Source organism: Pseudomonas haemolytica (assembly GCF_009659625.1).
Lineage (GTDB): Bacteria > Pseudomonadota > Gammaproteobacteria > Pseudomonadales > Pseudomonadaceae > Aquipseudomonas > Aquipseudomonas haemolytica.
Map to the genome: position 1 here is coordinate 167,269 of NZ_VOIW01000008.1, position 16,466 is coordinate 183,734.

The following is a 16,466-nucleotide window of genomic DNA, read 5'->3' on the forward strand; positions in this document are numbered from 1 at the left end:
TGTAGGAAGCGCTTACATTGCATCGACGAAATGCATGCTTACATCTGCTTTGAGGCGCAGCTTTGGGTCACAACTGGCAGTTTTCGACCCAAAGCTGCGCTTCACGAAGAAAGACGCGAAAGCCTCCCCGACCACTACGCCCGCTTTGAACAAGTAAAAGGGGCGTTTTCTGATTGAGAGAGGGCTTTTTGCCATTGGGAACAGGCACTTCAAGTCAAACTCCTGATTTTGGCTGGACGGTCTTCTTGCGGTCTGTTTTTTTCTTTGTAACTGTTGTTTTCTTTTTGGAAGCTTTTGCTGCAGTTTTCTGGGCGACACTAGCAAGGTGAGCGGCAGATTCCGGAATATGCATCAACTTTACCCCGTAGCCGTATGAGTTGATGGTCTTTCCATAGTTTTGTAGTGTTACCTTACTGAAAAAAGGTATATCTAGAGCTTTCGAGGCGGGTCCATCAATGATGGCATAGATAACGTCATTGCCACGCGCTTCGAAATTAACAGGAATTTCATCAAACTTATTCTCCGTTAGTTGCAAGTTCACGGCCTTTACAAAATCTGGCTCTCTTACCATGAGGGTCGAGGCTACAAAACCCTGCGCGAATAGATGGCTTAGCGTCGATGAACCACGACCGCGCTTCACATGAATAAACTCACCTCGTTCGTTTTGAGTTTTAACTCGGTAAATGTCACAGACCTCAATTTTATCGTAGCTACCACCAAATCTGATCATTTGTCTGTCGAGCATTGCATGGGAATTCTGCGCCTGGGCGCAAACGTACTCATTGTACGGACCTTCACCATCGTGCGAATACTCTGTAAAGGGTGGCGCGAACTGTTTTCTCGGTAGTTCCCAGAAATATTTCTCTACTGCCGTCTGAAAGGACGCTTCTACCTTAAACCAATTTCCTACATTCAAAATATATAAATTTGCATCATGCTTGACTTCCGCATAGATGCATTTAAATGCAGGGAATGGTCTTGGAGGGCTGCCGCTTGAAAGGATCAGAAAAATTTCGCGTCGCTTTAGCGTATCTAAAGTCGCTCCTTTTCTAAAAGTAGAAAAAAATCTTCCCAAATCTAGCACAGGGTCGATATCGTCCCTGTTCGGGGTTTGGTTGTATGCGAATCCTGTAACGGACGTCCAGTCAATTAGATCCGGTATGGCGAGCCACATGTCTTGGGTTTGATTAGAGCTTAAAGAATTCCAAAGTTGAATATCGAGAGCCTCGGAAAGATCTTTGTCTTTAACCGGGAGTAAATTTTCAACCCAAGAAAACTCACTGGCATGTCCGTCTGCATCTTTAGCGAGGTACTCTTTTGAGGCGGAGCGCTCTAAAGCCAGTTGTAGGAAGTCGCCTAAATCAGCGAGATCTATCGCAATAGATGCCTTGAATGAATCAATGCCGGCGATTATTTTTCCAAAAATATCTGAGTAAGCGCTTTTTGTATGTCCTACTAGTCCGCGAAGCAAATCCTGCTCAGCATTAATCATATAATCTGACACGGATGCTGCTTTGATCGTTTGTGTCCTGCTTAGTCGCGGGGATGCATCGAATGTTTGACGGTCAATTGATGCGATCTTATCGGGAGAGACACTGTTTAAAACGACCTTTATGCCAAATCTATCCTCGATTAATCTCGGCTCAATCAGATAGCGACCGTATCCAAAAGAAATAGCAAACTGGCGAGAGCCATTTTTCACAACCAGAATGGCGGAGATGCTTTTATTTTTCCACTTGGAAGTTTTCACTCCTTCATCTAGGCCCTTCTGAATGAAGTTCAACCATTCTGGAGCGGCTTCTACAAAGGGTTTCCGAATGAAGAGAGTGCCATATTCCCCTTCAGGACCAAGAGGATACTGTTCTGTCCCAATTTGTTTAGGTTTACCGTTCGGGCCTATGGGGCTCGCTATAAAATCTTTATCTGTCCAATAAGACGCCGAATTTGGTGCTTCTTTGAGTAAGTAAACGTTCAGCGTAATCCTTTTGGGCTTTCCTGTGCTCATCAACGCTCCTCCTAAGCTTTGCGACTGGTATTTTGCTATCTCCGGCCCGATAGCTCCGTAGGTTTGGAACGTGGCCTATAGCCATGACTTAGCTTACGTTAGAACTGGAGCTACTGTCAGTATTCGCTTTCATGGATAGGTCTACCCCATCATCAGGTGCGCTCGGCTTTTACCCATCCTCATCAGATCAGGGCGGCGGTTAACGGCGTTGATTTCATGCTTGGAAAAACATGCAGTGTGAGCGAACGCTAGATGTCTTCGGCATACGCTGGTGTGACGGAATCCTTTTTCAATTCGAGCCAGGCGGTGGCCACATTCTCGAACGTATGTTCCGTTTCCGCTCGTTTGGCTTCCTGTAGCTCATTGCGTTGAGCTTTGGGGTCGATACCCTGTGCAAGCAGCTCTCTGGCCTCAACTGTTTTCTTCCTAGCTTGCGCAAGAGAAACCTCGGGGTATGAGTCGAGTGTCATGCTGATTAGATTTTTGGTGACGGGATGCCGGTAGTTGAAATTCCACTGCATCGAGCGGTTGACCCTGACTCGTAGCTGGAGCCCGTCGCCATCGGTGAGGACGTAATCCTTGTCTTTCGGTTTTACCGCCTTGAGCTGGCGATCGGAGAGACGGGTGGTTTGAGCGCACTTGAGAAGTGCTCCATGACATCTTTTGGTACCCCCAAGATTAGCGCCGGGAGTCGGGAATATCATTGGGAATACCAAACCGCCTGGAAGTCAAAAAAACTGGACAGCCACCAGTAGCCGTGAAATCCCCGAATTTACTGGATTCCAGACACAAAAAAAGACGTCCCAAGACGTCTTTTTTCGTTCATTTGGTGGAGCCGGGGGGATTTGAACCCCCGTCCGCCAGTACTCCGCTGTCGGTACTACATGCGTAGCCGTTTCTATTAAGTTAACCCTCAGCGACCCGAAGGGCAGGGTGCTTTGGGCGAGTTGTGTAAGTTTTAGCCGCTTCGTCCACAACGTACTGCACGGCGATTCTGTTCTATATGACAATCACTTTGGGTTTACAGACATCCCCTGGTGATTGCTGGACCCGAAGGTACCAGAAGCTCAGGGCTAAGGCTGCTTACGCAGCGAGAGCGAATTCCTGGCCGTAGTTTTCGTCATTGGCAACTATAAGAAGTTGCAACAGTGGATTTACGAGTTCTGTTACCAACTCGGCATGCACCTAAAGTTTCGCGACCGGCGTCGAATCCTAAACGGCCCCGTGCTTGTAACTCGTTGTTTCTTAGTGAGTGACAAGCCTGTGCAGTGTACGCCAAAAGCTTGGCGAAGGCCAACCCGAAGGTTGGCCCTATCGCTTACTGACCGCCTTTCTCGCTGTTCTGCAGGTCTTGCAGGGCCTTGGAGGTGATTTCGATGCACTTCTTGTCGTCACCTGCGGCGTGGGCTGCCTTGGCTTGGGAGACGGCGGTGTCTATTTCGCCACTTTTGCCACTGGTGTCGGTGGCGAGCAGGGCTTTGCCGTTGTTGATTTTGTCCAGGTTGATCTTGCACAGGTCAGGCTCGCCAGCGGCGAAAGCAGGGGAGGCGAGCATCGCAGCGGTAATGAACAAGCCAGCAAGAGCGGAACGCTTCATAGGGTATCTCCTTGCGCAAAAGGGCTCGACGCTGCTGGCGTTCAACCGCTGCCAGCGACATCACTGATGAGCCTCGATTGTCGAGGCCTATGCAGATGACTACGCCGGCGCGCCAGGGTTCTGTTTTTTTGCAGGGTTAATGCGCGCGGGCGCTGGTGACCCGGTCCACCAGGTAGACCAGGCCGTGGTAGTCAATGCCGCCATGCTGGCTCAGGCCGATCTCACAGGTGCGGCTGGTGGAGATGCCTTCGCTGCAATATTGCACGGCGTCCTTGAGCGAGCGTAGGGAGTGGGCGTTGAGTTCCGGTGTGGTGAAGCCTTTGTCGCCGGCAAAGCCACAGCAATGAATGCCTTCGGGGATCACCACGGTTTTTGCGCAGCGCCGTGCCAGTTCGATCAGTGCGTGGCTTTCGCCCAGGTGCTGGGTGCTACAGGTGACGTGCACGGCGATGGGCGCTTCCTGAGGCGTGAAGTCGAGGCGGTCCATCAGGTGGGTGCGGATGAAGCGCACCGGGTCGTAGAGGTCCAGGCGCGACTCACCCAGGTCTTGCACCAGGCGCAACGTGCACGGGCTGGTGTCGCAGTAGATCGGGTCGAGGCCGCCACGGCTGGCGTGGAGCAGGGCGCCGATCAGTTCCTGGCGCTTGTGTTCGGCCTGTTCGGCGTAGCCTTTGGAGGCGAAGGGCTGGCCGCAGCACAGGCTGTCCTGGTTGTCGGGGAACACGACTTGGTAACCGGCTTTTTCAAGCAGCTTGCGGGTTTTGTCGTACAGCGACATCTGCTCTTTATCACCGGCTGCCGGGCCCATGGCCCGTGAGACGCATGCCGCCAGATACACCACTCGTGGGCGCTCATCCGGCACCGTCGGGCTGAAGCGAATGGCCTTTTCCGGTTGTGGCATGGCGTTGGTCCACTGCGGGATCTGCCCTTTGGACAGCTTGGTGACCGCGGCCGACCACTTCGCCAGGCGCGGGGCACCCAGCAACAGGCGTGCGCCATTGGCGACATGCAGGGTAAAGCGCGCACCTTGCAGCGCGGTGGCGAAGTGGCTGGCGAGCCATTCGGCGGTTTTCGTACGGTCGGCCTCGCGGCTGCGCAGCTTTTTAACCAGGTCACCGGTATTGATGCCTACAGGGCAGCGTTGGGCACACAGCCCGGTCGCCGCGCAGGTATCAATGCCCTGATAGTGGTAGGCCTTTTCTAGTTCGGTGGTATCGACGCCCGCGCGCTTCTTGGCCTGGATATCGCGCCAGATCACAATGCGCTGGCGTGGGCTCAACGTCAGGCCTTTTGACGGGCACACCGGCTCGCAGAATCCACATTCGATGCACTTATCCACAAGCTCGTCGGCGGCAGGCAGGGGCTTGAGATGTTTGAGGTGGATTTGTGGGTCTTCGCTGAGTACCACATCCGGGTTGAGAATGCCGTTGGGGTCGAGCAGGCGCTTGAGTTGCCACATCAACTGATAGGCGTCGCTGCCCCATTCCAGTTCGACGAACGGCGCCATATTGCGGCCGGTGCCATGTTCGGCCTTCAGCGAGCCGCCGAACTCCACCGCCACCAGTTGCGCGACGTCGTCCATGAACGCTTGGTAGCGTGTGACTTCTTCGCTGTTGTTGAAGCCTTGGGTGAACACAAAGTGAAGATTGCCTTCCAGGGCGTGTCCGAAAAGGATGGCTTCGTCGTAGTGATGTTTGTCGAAGAGTTCGATCAAGCGGTTCACGCCAATCGCCAGTTGTTCCACCGGAAAAGTGACGTCTTCAATGATCACGGTGGTGCCGGTTTTGCGCACTGCACCTACGGCGGGGAAGGTGTCTTTGCGGATCGCCCACAGGCGAGCGTTTTCCACGGGGTCTTCGGTGAAGTCGACCTGCTTCTCCACGGGGAACGGGGCGAGGGAGGCCATGATCAGGGTTAGTTGCTCATGCAGTAACGACGGCGAGGCCGCGCGGGACTCGATCAGCAGCGCGCAGGCGTTTTCCGATAGGTGTTGTACGAAGGCGGGCATGCCCGGCTTGGTCTGCACCGAGCGCATGCTGCGTCGATCCAGCAGTTCAACCGCTGAGACTGGCTGGGTTTTCAGCACCGTTACCGCGTTGCAGCACGTCTCGACATCCGGGAATACGATCAGCGCCGAGGCTTTGTTCGGGTGATCAATCACTGTGTCGTAGGTAACCGCACTGATAAACCCCAGGGTGCCCTCGGAGCCCACCAGCAGGTGGCTGAGGATATCCAGCGGGTCATCGAAATCCACCAGGGCATTGAGCGACAGGCCGGTGGTGTTTTTCAGACGGTATTTGTGGCGGATCTTTGCAGCCAGTTCAGCGTTTGCGCGTGTCTCACGGCCCAACGTGGCCAAGCGTTCAAGCAGTGCACTGTGAGTTTGGCGGAAGGCTTGCACGCTGGCGGCATCTTCGGTGTCCAGGCGGCTGCCATCGGCCAGTACCAGGCGAATGCCCGCCAGGGTGTGGTAGGTGTTTTGCGCGGTACCGCAGCACATGCCGCTGGCATTGTTGGCAACAATGCCGCCAATCTTGCAGGCATTGATCGACGCGGGGTCCGGCCCGATCTTGCGTCCGAACGGTGCGAGCCAGGCGTTGGCCTGGGCACCGATGACGCCCGGTTGCAGACGGATCTGTGTGCCTTGCCCGCGAATTTCGCGGTGGTTCCAATTGTCGCCCAGCACGATCAGCACCGAGTCGCTGATGGCCTGCCCGGACAGGCTGGTGCCCGCCGCACGGAAGGTCACCGGTACGCGATCACGCTGGGCCAGTTGCAGCAGTGCGACCACTTCGTCTTCTGACTCCACGCGGATCACCAGCTGTGGGATCAATCGGTAAAAGCTGGCGTCGGTGCCGAAGGCGAGGGTGGAAAGTGGATCGTCGAATCGACGATCTTTCGGGATCAGTTGTGCGACGTCGCTGATAAAAGCAGCAGGCAGGCTCATCGGTCCTCCAGAAATAGCAGACGCCGGCAGTGTTGTCCGGCGTCGATTCTTACCCTATTACGTGCAGGTCTCAGTGCACCAGCATACCGGTGAACCAATACGCCTGCGCCAAGGTGATCAGCCCGACGATGGTGGCAAAAAACAGGCTGTGCTTGAGGGTAAAGCGGAAAAGATCGGATTCCTTGCCCACCAGGCCAGTGGCGGCGCACGCCACGGCGATTGATTGCGGCGAGATCATTTTGCCGGTCACGCCGCCGCTGGTATTTGCAGCTACCAGCAAGGTGTCGTTGACGCCAATCTGGTGGGCGGTAGTGGCTTGTAACGAACTGAACAGGGCGTTGGAAGAAGTATCGGAGCCTGTCAGGAAAACTCCCAGCCAGCCAAGGAACGGCGAGAAGAACGGGAAGGCTGCGCCGGTGCCCGCCAGAACCAGAGCCATGGTTGAGGACATACCCGAGTAGTTGGTGACGAAGGCGAAAGCCAGCACCATGCCGATGGACAGGATCGGCCAACGCAGCTCATAGAAGGTTTCTTTTAAAGTGGTAAGACCAGTTTTGACGTCAATCCTCAGTATCAGCATCGAGACCAGTGCGGAGAAGAAAATCGCGGTGCCGGTGGCTGAAATCGGGTCCAGCTTGAAGACGGCCGGGATAGCGGTCGGGTTGGTCACGATTGGCGCGACTTTGATCACCAGTTGATCCAGGTGAGGGATCGCAAAGTTGAATACCCAGCTGTACATCGAGCCGCCCGCGGCGAACATGGCCTTGAAGGGCTTGAGGGTCCAGATGGTCACCAGCACGGTCAGGATCAGGAACGGTGACCAGGCCTTGAAGATTTGCCCCAGGCTGTAGGGTGAAACCACTGTGTTGCGTGGCAAGCCGAAGCCGCCGGCGCTGGAGGTGACCGCTACGCTGGAGGTGGCGCCAGCAATCTGTGCGCCTGCGGTGCGCTTGGGTTGCCAGACTTTCAGGAACAGCGTCAGGGCGATCAGGCTGGCGAGCGCCGAGGTGATGTCCGGCAGTTCCGGGCCGATGAAGTTGGAGGTGAAATACTGAGTGACGGCAAAGCTCAAGCCGGCCACCAATGCTGCTGGCCACGTTTCGCGAACTCCACGCAGGCCGTCCATCATGAATACCAGCCAGAAGGGCACGAACAGCGACAGTAGCGGTAGCTGGCGGCCAGTCATGGCGCCGATCTTGAACGCGTCAATCCCCGTGACCTGGCCTGCGACGATGATTGGAATGCCCAGGGCGCCGAAGGCTACAGGTGCGGTATTGGCGATCAAGCACAGCCCGGCGGCGTATAGCGGGTTGAAACCCAGGCCCACCAGCAGCGCGGCGGTGATTGCCACGGGCGCACCGAAACCGGCCGCGCCTTCCAGGAAGGCGCCGAAGCAGAAGCCGATCAACAGTACCTGCAAGCGCTGGTCGTCAGTGATCGACAAGACGGAGCTGCGGATGATCTCGAACTGGCCGCTCTTGACCGTCAATTTGTAGAGGAATACCGCTGCGACGATGATCCAGGCGATGGGCCACAGGCCGTACGCAAATCCATAACCGGCTGCGGCCAGGGCCATGTCTACCGGCATTTGGAAAGCGAAGATGGCAACCAGAATCGACAGGGTCAGGGTGATGCTGCCGGCCACATGGCCTTTGAGACGAAATACGGCCAAGGCCAGGAAGAAGAATACGATCGGAATAACGGCGGCCATTGCGGACAGGCCGAGGCTGCCGAGAGGGCTGTAAAGCTGTTGCCAAGTTTGCATGTGGGGTGGCCCCTGATTGTTTTTGTTTGTGTGCTTGGATAATTGGTAATACCAATTTACATTCGCTGTGGGCTAGATTAAGAGGCATTGCACGGGTGTGTCAATTTGCCGCTCGCGAAACTTTGGTCTTAGGGCGCGGTGTCGGGTGATCTGGTCGGATAAATCGAAGACGTTCTGATAGGTGCTGCAAGCGCGGCGATAGGCCAGAATAGAGGCCCCGGCGAGTGGTCGGGATCGTGGAGAGTGAGTTATGGGGTTTGATCAGGTGCGTCAGCGCCGTTTGTCTGACGATATTGTCGAGCAGCTTGAGGGCATGATCCTCGAGGGCACGTTGAAGTCAGGCGAGCGCTTGCCGGCCGAGCGCGCTTTGGCTGAACAGTTCGGTGTGTCGCGACCTTCGTTGCGTGAGGCGATCCAGAAACTGGCGGCCAAGGGGTTGCTGGTCAGTCGCCAGGGCGGTGGCAACTATGTGGTGGATTCCCTGGGCTCGACCTTCAGCGATCCGCTTCTGCACTTGTTGGAAAACAATCCCGAGGCGCAGCGGGATCTTCTGGAGTTTCGCCAGACCCTTGAGGCTTCATGTGCTTATTACGCGGCGTTGCGTGCCACGGAGGTCGACCGTGAACGGCTGACGGCGGCATTTGAGGCGCTGCAGGATTGCTATGCGCAAGCCGACGAGGTGAGCCGGGTGGAAGAGGGGGCTGCGGATGCGAGGTTTCACTTGGCGATTGCCGAAGCCAGTCATAACGCGGTGTTGCTGCATACCATTCGAGGCTTGTTCGACCTGCTCAAGCGTAACGTGGTGACCAACATCGGCGGCATGTATCAGCAGCGCACGGAAACCCGTGACATGCTGATCAGTCAGCACCGGGATTTGTACCTGGCAATTATTGAAGGACGGGCCGAGCAGGCGCGCGAAGTCTCAACACGTCACCTGCTGTATGTGCAGGAGGTGCTTGAGGAAGTTCGTCAGGAGGTTCAGCGCGTAGCGCGTGCGGAACGACGTAAAGGTATGTAGCCACGGGCGGGGTGCCCGAGGCTACATCGCCAAAAGGGTTACTCTTCCTTGCCCTTGTTGCGCACGGCGCGATGCAATTCGCGATTGGAATCGCGCTCGCGTTCGGTGTCGCGCTTGTCGTATTCCTTCTTGCCCTTGCCCAATGCGATTTCGCACTTGACCAGGTGCTTGCTCCAGTACCAGGACAAGCAGATACAGGCGTAGCCTTTCTGCTGCACGGCCGCGGCGAGCTTTTCCAGTTCGCGGGCATTGAGCAACAGCTTGCGGGTACGCACCGGGTCGGCAATAACGTGGGTGCTCGCGGTGGTCAGCGGGGTGATATGACTGCCGAGCAGCCACGCCTCGCCATCCTTGAGCAGCACATAGCTGTCGACCAGCTGCAGTTTGCTGGCACGCAGACTCTTTACTTCCCAGCCGGCCAGGACCAGACCAGCCTCGAACCGATGTTCGATGAAGTAATCGTGTCGCGCCTTTTTATTTTGCGCGATGGTCCCTGTGGGGTGTTTCTTTTGTTTAGCCATAGGGGCGGCATTATAGGGAGTTGCGAGCGTGTCGGCTACGGTCAACCTGCGTGCTTGAGCGTGTTGGACGAATCCCGGACAATACAGGCAGTTCTTTGGTTTTTTTCTCTCGCGGATCGGGCTGTTCTTTCGCGATGTTTGCCGCTCAGCAGTGGAAGTAACGCTCACATGACGACGCATATTCAACGTTCGGCCCTGTTGCCCTATCCGGCGCAGGCGCTCTATGACCTGGTCAACGACGTGGCGCGTTACCCGGAGTTCCTGCCTTGGTGTTCTACTGCCGAGGTCTTGGAGAGCAGTGACGAACACATGGTTGCCAGTGTCGGTGTGGCCAAGGGTGGCCTTAGCCAGCATTTCGTGACGCGCAATGTGCTGGTGCCTGGCAAATCCATCGAAATGAATCTGCAGGAGGGGCCATTCACCCAGTTGCACGGGGTTTGGGTATTCAAGGCGCTGACGGATAAAGCCTGCAAGATCAGCCTGGATCTTTCGTTTGATTATGCCGGGCCCATCGTGCGTGCCACGCTCGGGCCATTGTTTAACCAAGCCGCAAACACGCTGGTGGACGCGTTCTGCCAGCGAGCCAAGCAATTGCATGGTTGAGATTGAAGTGGTGTATGCCGCGGTTGATCGCCAGGCTCTGCTTGCGGTGACGATGCCCGTGGGCACTAGCCTGAGGGCAGCGGTACTGGCATCGGGAATAGCAGCACAATTTCCTGAGTTGGTGTTGGCTGACTGCCCTGTGGGGATCTTCGGTAAGGTGGTGGCGGACGCTGATGTACGTGTCGTGCAGCCAGGTGATCGAATTGAAATCTACCGGCCGTTGCTCGCGGATCCGAAGGAAGTGCGCAGGCTGCGTGCGGCTAAAGCTGCGATGGCCAGGCGTAAAAATTCATAAGTCGGCCAAATGACAGGCAACAAAAAGCCCGGCATGCCGGGCTTTTTATCGAGCGCCGCAAAGTTACTGCGGGTCGGTGTCCAGAGGTTGTGGCGTCGGAACGGGCACAGTTTGCACGCCGTCGACGTCTTTCTGGATCTGGTCCAGCAAGGAGCCTGGCTTGGCCGGCACCTCGGATTTCGGCTTCTCGGCTTCCTGTGCAGGCGCAGTCACGTTGGTGCCGCTGTCCTTGCCCAGCAAGGCTTCATCGCGGCTTACACCGGGCATGAAGTCACCGGACAGGCTGACAAGCTGGTCACTGCCATTAAAGATGACACTGACACGCTCCTGTTGGCGTTCACCGCCGCCAGGCTGGAGGCTGTAGAGATAATCCCAGCGATCGGCATGGAAAGTGTCGGTCAGCAGGGGATTGCCCATGATAAACCGTACTTGCCGTCGGGTCATTCCCGGGCGTAACTGGTCTATCATGTCCTGCGTGACGACATTGCCCTGCTGGATGTCGATTTTGTAAACCCCGGGGAATGAACAACCGGCGAGTGCGAGCAGTCCCACAAAGGTGAAACTGGTTAGCAAGAGCTTGGTGTTTTGCATCGGTGGGCGACTTCCACTATCTTGGCTGGGACAACGTAAACGCCGATCATACCCGTATTAAGAGAAGCTGCGAAGCAGCATCCGCGAGAAAGCTAACCATGGTTGAAAATAGCGAACTACGCAAAGCCGGTCTCAAAGTGACTCTGCCACGAGTCAAGATTCTACAAATGCTCGATTCTGCTGAGCAGCGCCACATGAGTGCCGAGGATGTCTACAAGGCGCTGATGGAGTCTAACGAGGACGTCGGCCTGGCCACGGTTTACCGTGTACTGACCCAGTTTGAAGCCGCAGGACTGGTGGTTCGTCATAATTTCGACGGCGGTCATGCAGTATTTGAATTGGCTGACGGTGGTCACCATGACCACATGGTTGACCTGGATACCAATGAGGTAATCGAGTTCACCAGCCCTGAAATCGAGGCGCTGCAGCATAAGATTGCTGAGGAGCATGGATTCGATTTGGTCGACCATAATTTGGTGTTGTACATCCGTAAGAAAAAGTAAAAATCGACGCAGTTTTGCTCTGCGAAACGATTGAAGGCGACCTTAGGGTCGCCTTCGTGCTTTCTATAAGATGGAAATATCAGTTCAGGCCTTCGCGGCCACGACCATTTTTTTCGCGTGAGCCAGGGACTCCTTGGTCAAGTCGATACCGCCCAGCATCCGCGCGACCTCTTCTACCCGTTCCGATTTGTTCAGCTTGGAGACGGCCGTATGCGTCGCGTCACTCCCTCGCACCTTATGCACAAATAAATGCTGATGACCCTGGGCGGCTACTTGCGGCAAGTGAGTCACCGTCAGCACCTGGCCGCGATCCCCAAGGCGGCGCAATAACTGGCCAACAATCTCTGCGGTCGGCCCGCCAATGCCGACGTCTACCTCGTCGAATACCAGCGTTGGTACTCGCGAGGTCTGAGCGGTAATCACCTGGATCGCCAGGCTGATCCGCGACAGCTCGCCGCCGGACGCTACTTTGGCCAGCGCCTTGAGCGGTTGCCCAGGGTTGGCGCTGACCAGCAGTTCCACTTGCTCCAGCCCATGGGGTTGCAGCTCCTGGCTGGCGTTGGCGCGTAGCTCGATGGTGAAACGCCCGCCAGGCATGCCCAGGCGCTGGATTTCCTGCTCGACGGCGTTGGCCAGGCTGGTGGCTGCTTGCTGGCGCAGGTCGCTCAGCTCGCGGGCCTTCTCCTGATAATGGCGGGCAAACGAGGCGAGTTCCTCGCCCAGGCGCTCGATGGATTCGTCGTTTGCGTTCAGTGTCTCGATTTCATCCAGCAGTTTCTGCTGCATGGCGGCGACTTCAGTGGGCTGGATTCGATGCTTGCGCGCCAGGGTGTAGATAGTGTCCAAGCGCTCCTCTATTTCCTGCAGGCGTGCCGGATCGGCGTCGAAGTGGTCCAGGAAGCGATTCAATTCGCCCACGGCTTCCTCAACCTGGATCTGTGCACTGGTCAACAGGGTGGTGGCTTCATTCAGCGAGCCGGAAGCGTTGTTCACGCTGGACAGGCGATTGAGGCTGGCGGTAAGGGCGTTGAGCACATTGCCAGAATCGCTCTCGCTGCATTGTTCGACCACCTGGCGGCAGATGCCCAGCAGAGTCTCGGCATTGGTCAGGTTCTTGTGTTCCTGCTCAAGCTGCTCCAGCTCCGTCTCGCCCAGGCCCAGGCTTTCAAGCTCTTCGAGTTGATAGCTGAGCAACTGGTGACGAGCGCGTTGTTCGTCGCCTGAGTTGGAGAGGCGTTCAAGCTCCTGGCGCGTCTGGCGCCAGCGTTGGGCGGCCAGTTGGACTTGACGGGCAAGGTCGGTGGCGCCGGCATATTCATCGAGCAGGCGGCGGTGAGTATCGGTTTTCAGCAGGGATTGGTGTTCATGCTGGCTGTGGATATCAATCAGCAGCTCGCCCAAGGCTTTCAAGTCACCAAGGGGGCAGGGCGTGCCGTTGATATAGCCGCGCGAGCGGCCCTCGGCAGTGATTACCCGGCGCAGGATGCAGGGGCCTTCATTATTGAGGTCGCGCTCGGCCAGCCATGTCTCGGCTTCGGGAATATCCGCGAGGTCGAAGGTGGCCAGGATGTCGGCTTTGTCGGCCCCGGGGCGTACCACGCCGCTGTCGGCGCGGTCGCCGAGGGTCAGGCCGAGCGCGTCGAGCATGATCGACTTGCCGGCGCCGGTCTCGCCTGTGATTACGCTCATCCCGCGATCCAGTTCGAGATCCAGATGTTCAACGATGGCGTAGTTATGTACAGACAGGTGCACGAGCATGAAGGCCGCTCCCAGGCTTTAGGTCTGGTTATTTATACAGTGTTTTGTTCCGAGCTGACAATCCTCGTGCTTAGCTCGATTTGCTTGATCTGTAGTTTTTTTTAGCTCGAAGCGGAATGAGGGTGCAGGAAATGATCCAGGGCATATGAAAGACTTTTGGTAACGCCTGCGCCCTTGAACCTGGAAATTGTGGCCCCATATACCGGAACAGAAGCGCGAGTTGAGTTCGCGCATGATTTTGAAAGGAGAAATCTATGGCTGACGAACAGACGCAGGATACGCAAACTCCAGACGCCAATTCGGCTGCCGGTGATGAGCTGGCGACTCGCGTGCAAGTGCTTGAAGAGCAATTGTCCGCTGCGCAGGATCAGTCTTTGCGTGTTGCCGCGGATCTGCAGAACGTCCGCCGCCGTGCCGAGCAGGACGTAGAAAAGGCTCACAAATTCGCGCTGGAAAAATTCGCCGGTGATCTGCTGCCGATCATCGACAGCCTGGAGCGTGGTCTTGAGTTGTCCAACCCGGACGACGAAAACATCCGCCCAATGCGCGAAGGCATCGAGCTGACCCTGAAAATGTTCCAGGACACCCTGAAGCGTTATCAGTTGGAAGCGATCGATCCGCAAGGCGGCGAGCCGTTCAACGCTGAGCATCACCAAGCCATGGCCATGCAGGAAAGCCATGACCTGGAGCCCAACAGTGTGATGAAGGTATTCCAGAAGGGTTATCAGTTAAACGGTCGCTTGATGCGCCCGGCAATGGTGGTGGTGAGCAAGGCTCCTGCACCTGTTGCACCTTCTATTGATGAGCAGGCTTGAAATCCGCCGCAAGGCCCCCATCTATAAGTCAAGCGTTTAAGTGCTACCGCAGTTAGCCACAACTGCTGCGGCAACCAAATTCAAGTTTCGGGAGAGTAAATCATGGGCAAAATTATCGGTATTGACCTGGGGACCACCAACTCCTGCGTCTCCGTGCTGGAAAACGGCGTTGCAAAAGTTATCGAAAACGCTGAAGGCGCACGCACCACTCCGTCGATCATTGCTTACGCCAACGACGGTGAAATCCTCGTCGGTCAGTCGGCCAAGCGCCAGGCTGTAACCAACCCGCATAACACCCTGTACGCAGTAAAGCGTTTGATCGGTCGTAAGTTCGACGAAGAAGTCGTACAGAAAGACATCAAGATGGTCCCTTACAAAATTGCCAAGGCCGACAACGGTGACGCCTGGGTTGAAGTAAACGGCCAGAAAATGTCGCCACCGCAAATCTCGGCTGAAATCTTGAAAAAGATGAAGAAAACCGCCGAAGACTACCTCGGTGAAGCAGTGACTGAAGCGGTGATCACCGTTCCGGCCTACTTCAACGACAGCCAGCGCCAGGCCACCAAAGACGCCGGTCGCATCGCGGGCCTGGATGTAAAACGTATCATCAACGAGCCAACCGCAGCTGCTCTGGCGTACGGCATGGACAAGGCCAAGGGCGACCACACTGTGATCGTTTATGACCTGGGCGGCGGTACTTTCGACGTCTCCGTGATCGAGATCGCTGAAGTTGATGGCGAGCACCAGTTCGAAGTGTTGGCCACCAACGGTGACACCTTCCTGGGTGGTGAAGACTTTGACATTCGTCTGATCGACTACCTCGTTGACGAATTCAAGAAAGAAAGCGGCATGAACCTCAAAGGTGACCCGCTGGCTATGCAGCGCCTGAAAGAGGCCGCTGAGAAAGCCAAGATCGAGCTGTCTTCCGCTCAGTCGACCGACGTTAACCTGCCGTACATTACTGCAGACGCCACCGGTCCTAAGCACTTGAACGTGAAGATCTCGCGCTCCAAGCTGGAAGCGCTGGTTGAAGACCTGGTTCAACGCACCATCGAGCCTTGCCGTATCGCGCTGAAAGACTCCGGTATTGACGTTGGCTCGATCAACGACGTGATCCTGGTCGGCGGCCAGACCCGTATGCCACTGGTTCAGAAGCTGGTGACTGAGTTCTTCGGCAAAGAAGCCCGTAAAGACGTAAACCCTGACGAAGCGGTTGCCATGGGTGCTGCCATCCAGGGCGCTGTATTGGCCGGCGACGTGAAAGACGTACTGCTGCTGGACGTTAGCCCGCTGACCCTGGGTATCGAAACCATGGGCGGCGTGATGACTGCGCTGATCGAGAAAAACACTACGATTCCTACCAAGAAATCCCAAGTGTTCTCGACTGCCGATGACAACCAGGGTGCTGTGACCATTCACGTGCTGCAAGGTGAGCGTAAGCAAGCCGCACAGAACAAGTCCCTGGGCAAGTTCGACCTGGCTGAGATTCCACCAGCACCACGTGGCGTGCCACAAATCGAAGTGACCTTCGACATCGACGCCAACGGCATCCTGCACGTCGGCGCGAAAGACAAGGCTACCGGCAAAGAGCAGAAGATCACCATCAAGGCCAACTCCGGCCTGTCTGATGAAGAAATTCAACAGATGATCCGTGATGCTGAAACCAATGCTGAAGCCGACAAGAAGTTCGAAGAGCTGGCAGGTGCCCGTAACCAGGGTGACGCGCTGGTTCACTCGACTCGCAAGATGATCGCTGATGCTGGCGACAAAGTGACTGCTGAAGAGAAAACCGCAATCGAAGCGGCAGTGGTTGCCCTGGAAGCCGCCATCAAGGGCGACGACAAGGCTGCCATCGAAGCCAAGGTTGAGGAGTTGTCGAAAGTCTCCGCGCCGGTCGCTCAGAAAATGTATGCCGAGCAAGGTCAGCCGGCTGACGGTGCTGCGCAACAAGCAGAGCCTGAAGCCAAGCATGACGATGTTGTCGATGCCGAGTTCGAAGAAGTCAAAGAGCAGAAGTAATCTGCTTGGCCGGTTGACCGCTAACAAGC

At 56.1% G+C, this 16,466-nt stretch carries 13 protein-coding genes, 1 other RNA gene and 1 pseudogene; 6 read left to right on the forward strand and 9 right to left on the reverse strand.

The window, feature by feature from the left end:
• Window positions 1-214: 214 nt before the first annotated feature.
• From FRT59_RS24565 to FRT59_RS24590, 6 genes and pseudogenes are all read right to left on the reverse strand, one after another.
• Entirely contained in the window at window positions 215-2,005 is a 1,791-nt protein-coding gene (locus tag FRT59_RS24565; protein ID WP_153872616.1) for a TIGR04141 family sporadically distributed protein, read from the reverse strand.
• Window positions 2,006-2,256: 251 nt separating this feature from the next.
• Window positions 2,257-2,640: pseudogene (locus tag FRT59_RS24570) on the reverse strand (integrase arm-type DNA-binding domain-containing protein); the annotation flags it as partial.
• A 192-nt stretch (window positions 2,641-2,832) separates the two neighbouring features.
• Window positions 2,833-3,229, reverse strand: a transfer-messenger RNA (tmRNA) gene (gene ssrA, locus FRT59_RS24575).
• Between the two features lie 94 nt (window positions 3,230-3,323).
• Window positions 3,324-3,602 carry a hypothetical protein gene (locus tag FRT59_RS24580; protein WP_153872617.1) on the reverse strand — a complete coding sequence of 93 codons (279 nt, stop codon included), beginning with the start codon at window positions 3,600-3,602 and terminating at the stop codon, window positions 3,324-3,326.
• Between the two features lie 136 nt (window positions 3,603-3,738).
• Window positions 3,739-6,549, reverse strand: coding sequence for an FAD-binding and (Fe-S)-binding domain-containing protein (locus tag FRT59_RS24585; protein WP_153872618.1), 2,811 nt, complete (start codon window positions 6,547-6,549; stop codon window positions 3,739-3,741).
• Window positions 6,550-6,619: 70 nt separating this feature from the next.
• Window positions 6,620-8,314: a lactate permease LctP family transporter gene (locus FRT59_RS24590; protein WP_153872619.1), complete on the reverse strand. Its 1,695-nt coding sequence runs from the start codon at window positions 8,312-8,314 to the stop codon at window positions 6,620-6,622.
• A 250-nt stretch (window positions 8,315-8,564) separates the two neighbouring features.
• On the opposite strand from FRT59_RS24590, the gene FRT59_RS24595 reads away from it, so the two are divergent.
• Entirely contained in the window at window positions 8,565-9,332 is a 768-nt protein-coding gene (locus FRT59_RS24595) for an FCD domain-containing protein (protein ID WP_153872620.1), read from the forward strand.
• A gap of 38 nt (window positions 9,333-9,370) precedes the next feature.
• On the opposite strand, the gene smpB is transcribed toward FRT59_RS24595, so the two are convergent.
• On the reverse strand, window positions 9,371-9,853 hold the full coding sequence (smpB, locus tag FRT59_RS24600; RefSeq protein WP_003176160.1) for an SsrA-binding protein SmpB: 483 nt from the start codon (window positions 9,851-9,853) through the stop codon (window positions 9,371-9,373).
• Window positions 9,854-10,021: 168 nt separating this feature from the next.
• On the opposite strand from smpB, the gene FRT59_RS24605 reads away from it, so the two are divergent.
• Window positions 10,022-10,456, forward strand: coding sequence for a type II toxin-antitoxin system RatA family toxin (locus FRT59_RS24605; protein ID WP_005791512.1), 435 nt, complete (start codon window positions 10,022-10,024; stop codon window positions 10,454-10,456).
• On the forward strand, window positions 10,449-10,751 hold the full coding sequence (locus FRT59_RS24610; protein ID WP_153872621.1) for an RnfH family protein: 303 nt from the start codon (window positions 10,449-10,451) through the stop codon (window positions 10,749-10,751). Before FRT59_RS24605 ends, FRT59_RS24610 begins: the two co-directional genes overlap by 8 nt.
• Before the next feature lie 63 nt (window positions 10,752-10,814).
• Here FRT59_RS24610 and FRT59_RS24615 read toward each other — a convergent pair whose 3' ends face one another.
• A complete protein-coding gene (locus tag FRT59_RS24615; protein WP_034117838.1) occupies window positions 10,815-11,342 on the reverse strand; it encodes an outer membrane protein assembly factor BamE in 528 nt (175 codons plus the stop codon).
• A 98-nt stretch (window positions 11,343-11,440) separates the two neighbouring features.
• Between FRT59_RS24615 and fur the strand changes: the two genes are divergently transcribed.
• Window positions 11,441-11,845: a ferric iron uptake transcriptional regulator gene (gene fur, locus FRT59_RS24620; RefSeq protein WP_003194220.1), complete on the forward strand. Its 405-nt coding sequence runs from the start codon at window positions 11,441-11,443 to the stop codon at window positions 11,843-11,845.
• 84 nt (window positions 11,846-11,929) lie between these two features.
• Here the strand turns inward: fur and recN are convergent, their stop codons facing one another.
• Entirely contained in the window at window positions 11,930-13,603 is a 1,674-nt protein-coding gene (recN, locus tag FRT59_RS24625; RefSeq protein WP_153872622.1) for a DNA repair protein RecN, read from the reverse strand.
• A 254-nt stretch (window positions 13,604-13,857) separates the two neighbouring features.
• On the opposite strand from recN, the gene grpE reads away from it, so the two are divergent.
• The gene (grpE, locus tag FRT59_RS24630; protein ID WP_034117840.1) at window positions 13,858-14,418 is read left to right on the forward strand and encodes a nucleotide exchange factor GrpE; all 561 of its coding nucleotides are present in this window, start codon (window positions 13,858-13,860) and stop codon (window positions 14,416-14,418) included.
• Between the two features lie 102 nt (window positions 14,419-14,520).
• Complete coding sequence (dnaK, locus tag FRT59_RS24635) at window positions 14,521-16,437, forward strand: molecular chaperone DnaK (RefSeq protein ID WP_153839883.1); 1,917 nt, start codon at window positions 14,521-14,523, stop codon at window positions 16,435-16,437.
• Window positions 16,438-16,466 lie beyond the last annotated feature (29 nt).

Bases quoted from the DNA above. Each gene is read 5' to 3' on its own strand.
- FRT59_RS24565 (WP_153872616.1), bottom strand. From the start codon at position 2,005: ATGAGCACAGGAAAGCCCAAAAGGATTACGCTGAACGTTTACTTACTC.
- FRT59_RS24580 (WP_153872617.1), bottom strand. From the start codon at position 3,602: ATGAAGCGTTCCGCTCTTGCTGGCTTGTTCATTACCGCTGCGATGCTC.
- FRT59_RS24585 (WP_153872618.1), bottom strand. From the start codon at position 6,549: ATGAGCCTGCCTGCTGCTTTTATCAGCGACGTCGCACAACTGATCCCG.
- FRT59_RS24590 (WP_153872619.1), bottom strand. From the start codon at position 8,314: ATGCAAACTTGGCAACAGCTTTACAGCCCTCTCGGCAGCCTCGGCCTG.
- FRT59_RS24595 (WP_153872620.1), top strand. From the start codon at position 8,565: ATGGGGTTTGATCAGGTGCGTCAGCGCCGTTTGTCTGACGATATTGTC.
- smpB (WP_003176160.1), bottom strand. From the start codon at position 9,853: ATGGCTAAACAAAAGAAACACCCCACAGGGACCATCGCGCAAAATAAA.
- FRT59_RS24605 (WP_005791512.1), top strand. From the start codon at position 10,022: ATGACGACGCATATTCAACGTTCGGCCCTGTTGCCCTATCCGGCGCAG.
- FRT59_RS24610 (WP_153872621.1), top strand. From the start codon at position 10,449: ATGGTTGAGATTGAAGTGGTGTATGCCGCGGTTGATCGCCAGGCTCTG.
- FRT59_RS24615 (WP_034117838.1), bottom strand. From the start codon at position 11,342: ATGCAAAACACCAAGCTCTTGCTAACCAGTTTCACCTTTGTGGGACTG.
- fur (WP_003194220.1), top strand. From the start codon at position 11,441: ATGGTTGAAAATAGCGAACTACGCAAAGCCGGTCTCAAAGTGACTCTG.
- recN (WP_153872622.1), bottom strand. From the start codon at position 13,603: ATGCTCGTGCACCTGTCTGTACATAACTACGCCATCGTTGAACATCTG.
- grpE (WP_034117840.1), top strand. From the start codon at position 13,858: ATGGCTGACGAACAGACGCAGGATACGCAAACTCCAGACGCCAATTCG.
- dnaK (WP_153839883.1), top strand. From the start codon at position 14,521: ATGGGCAAAATTATCGGTATTGACCTGGGGACCACCAACTCCTGCGTC.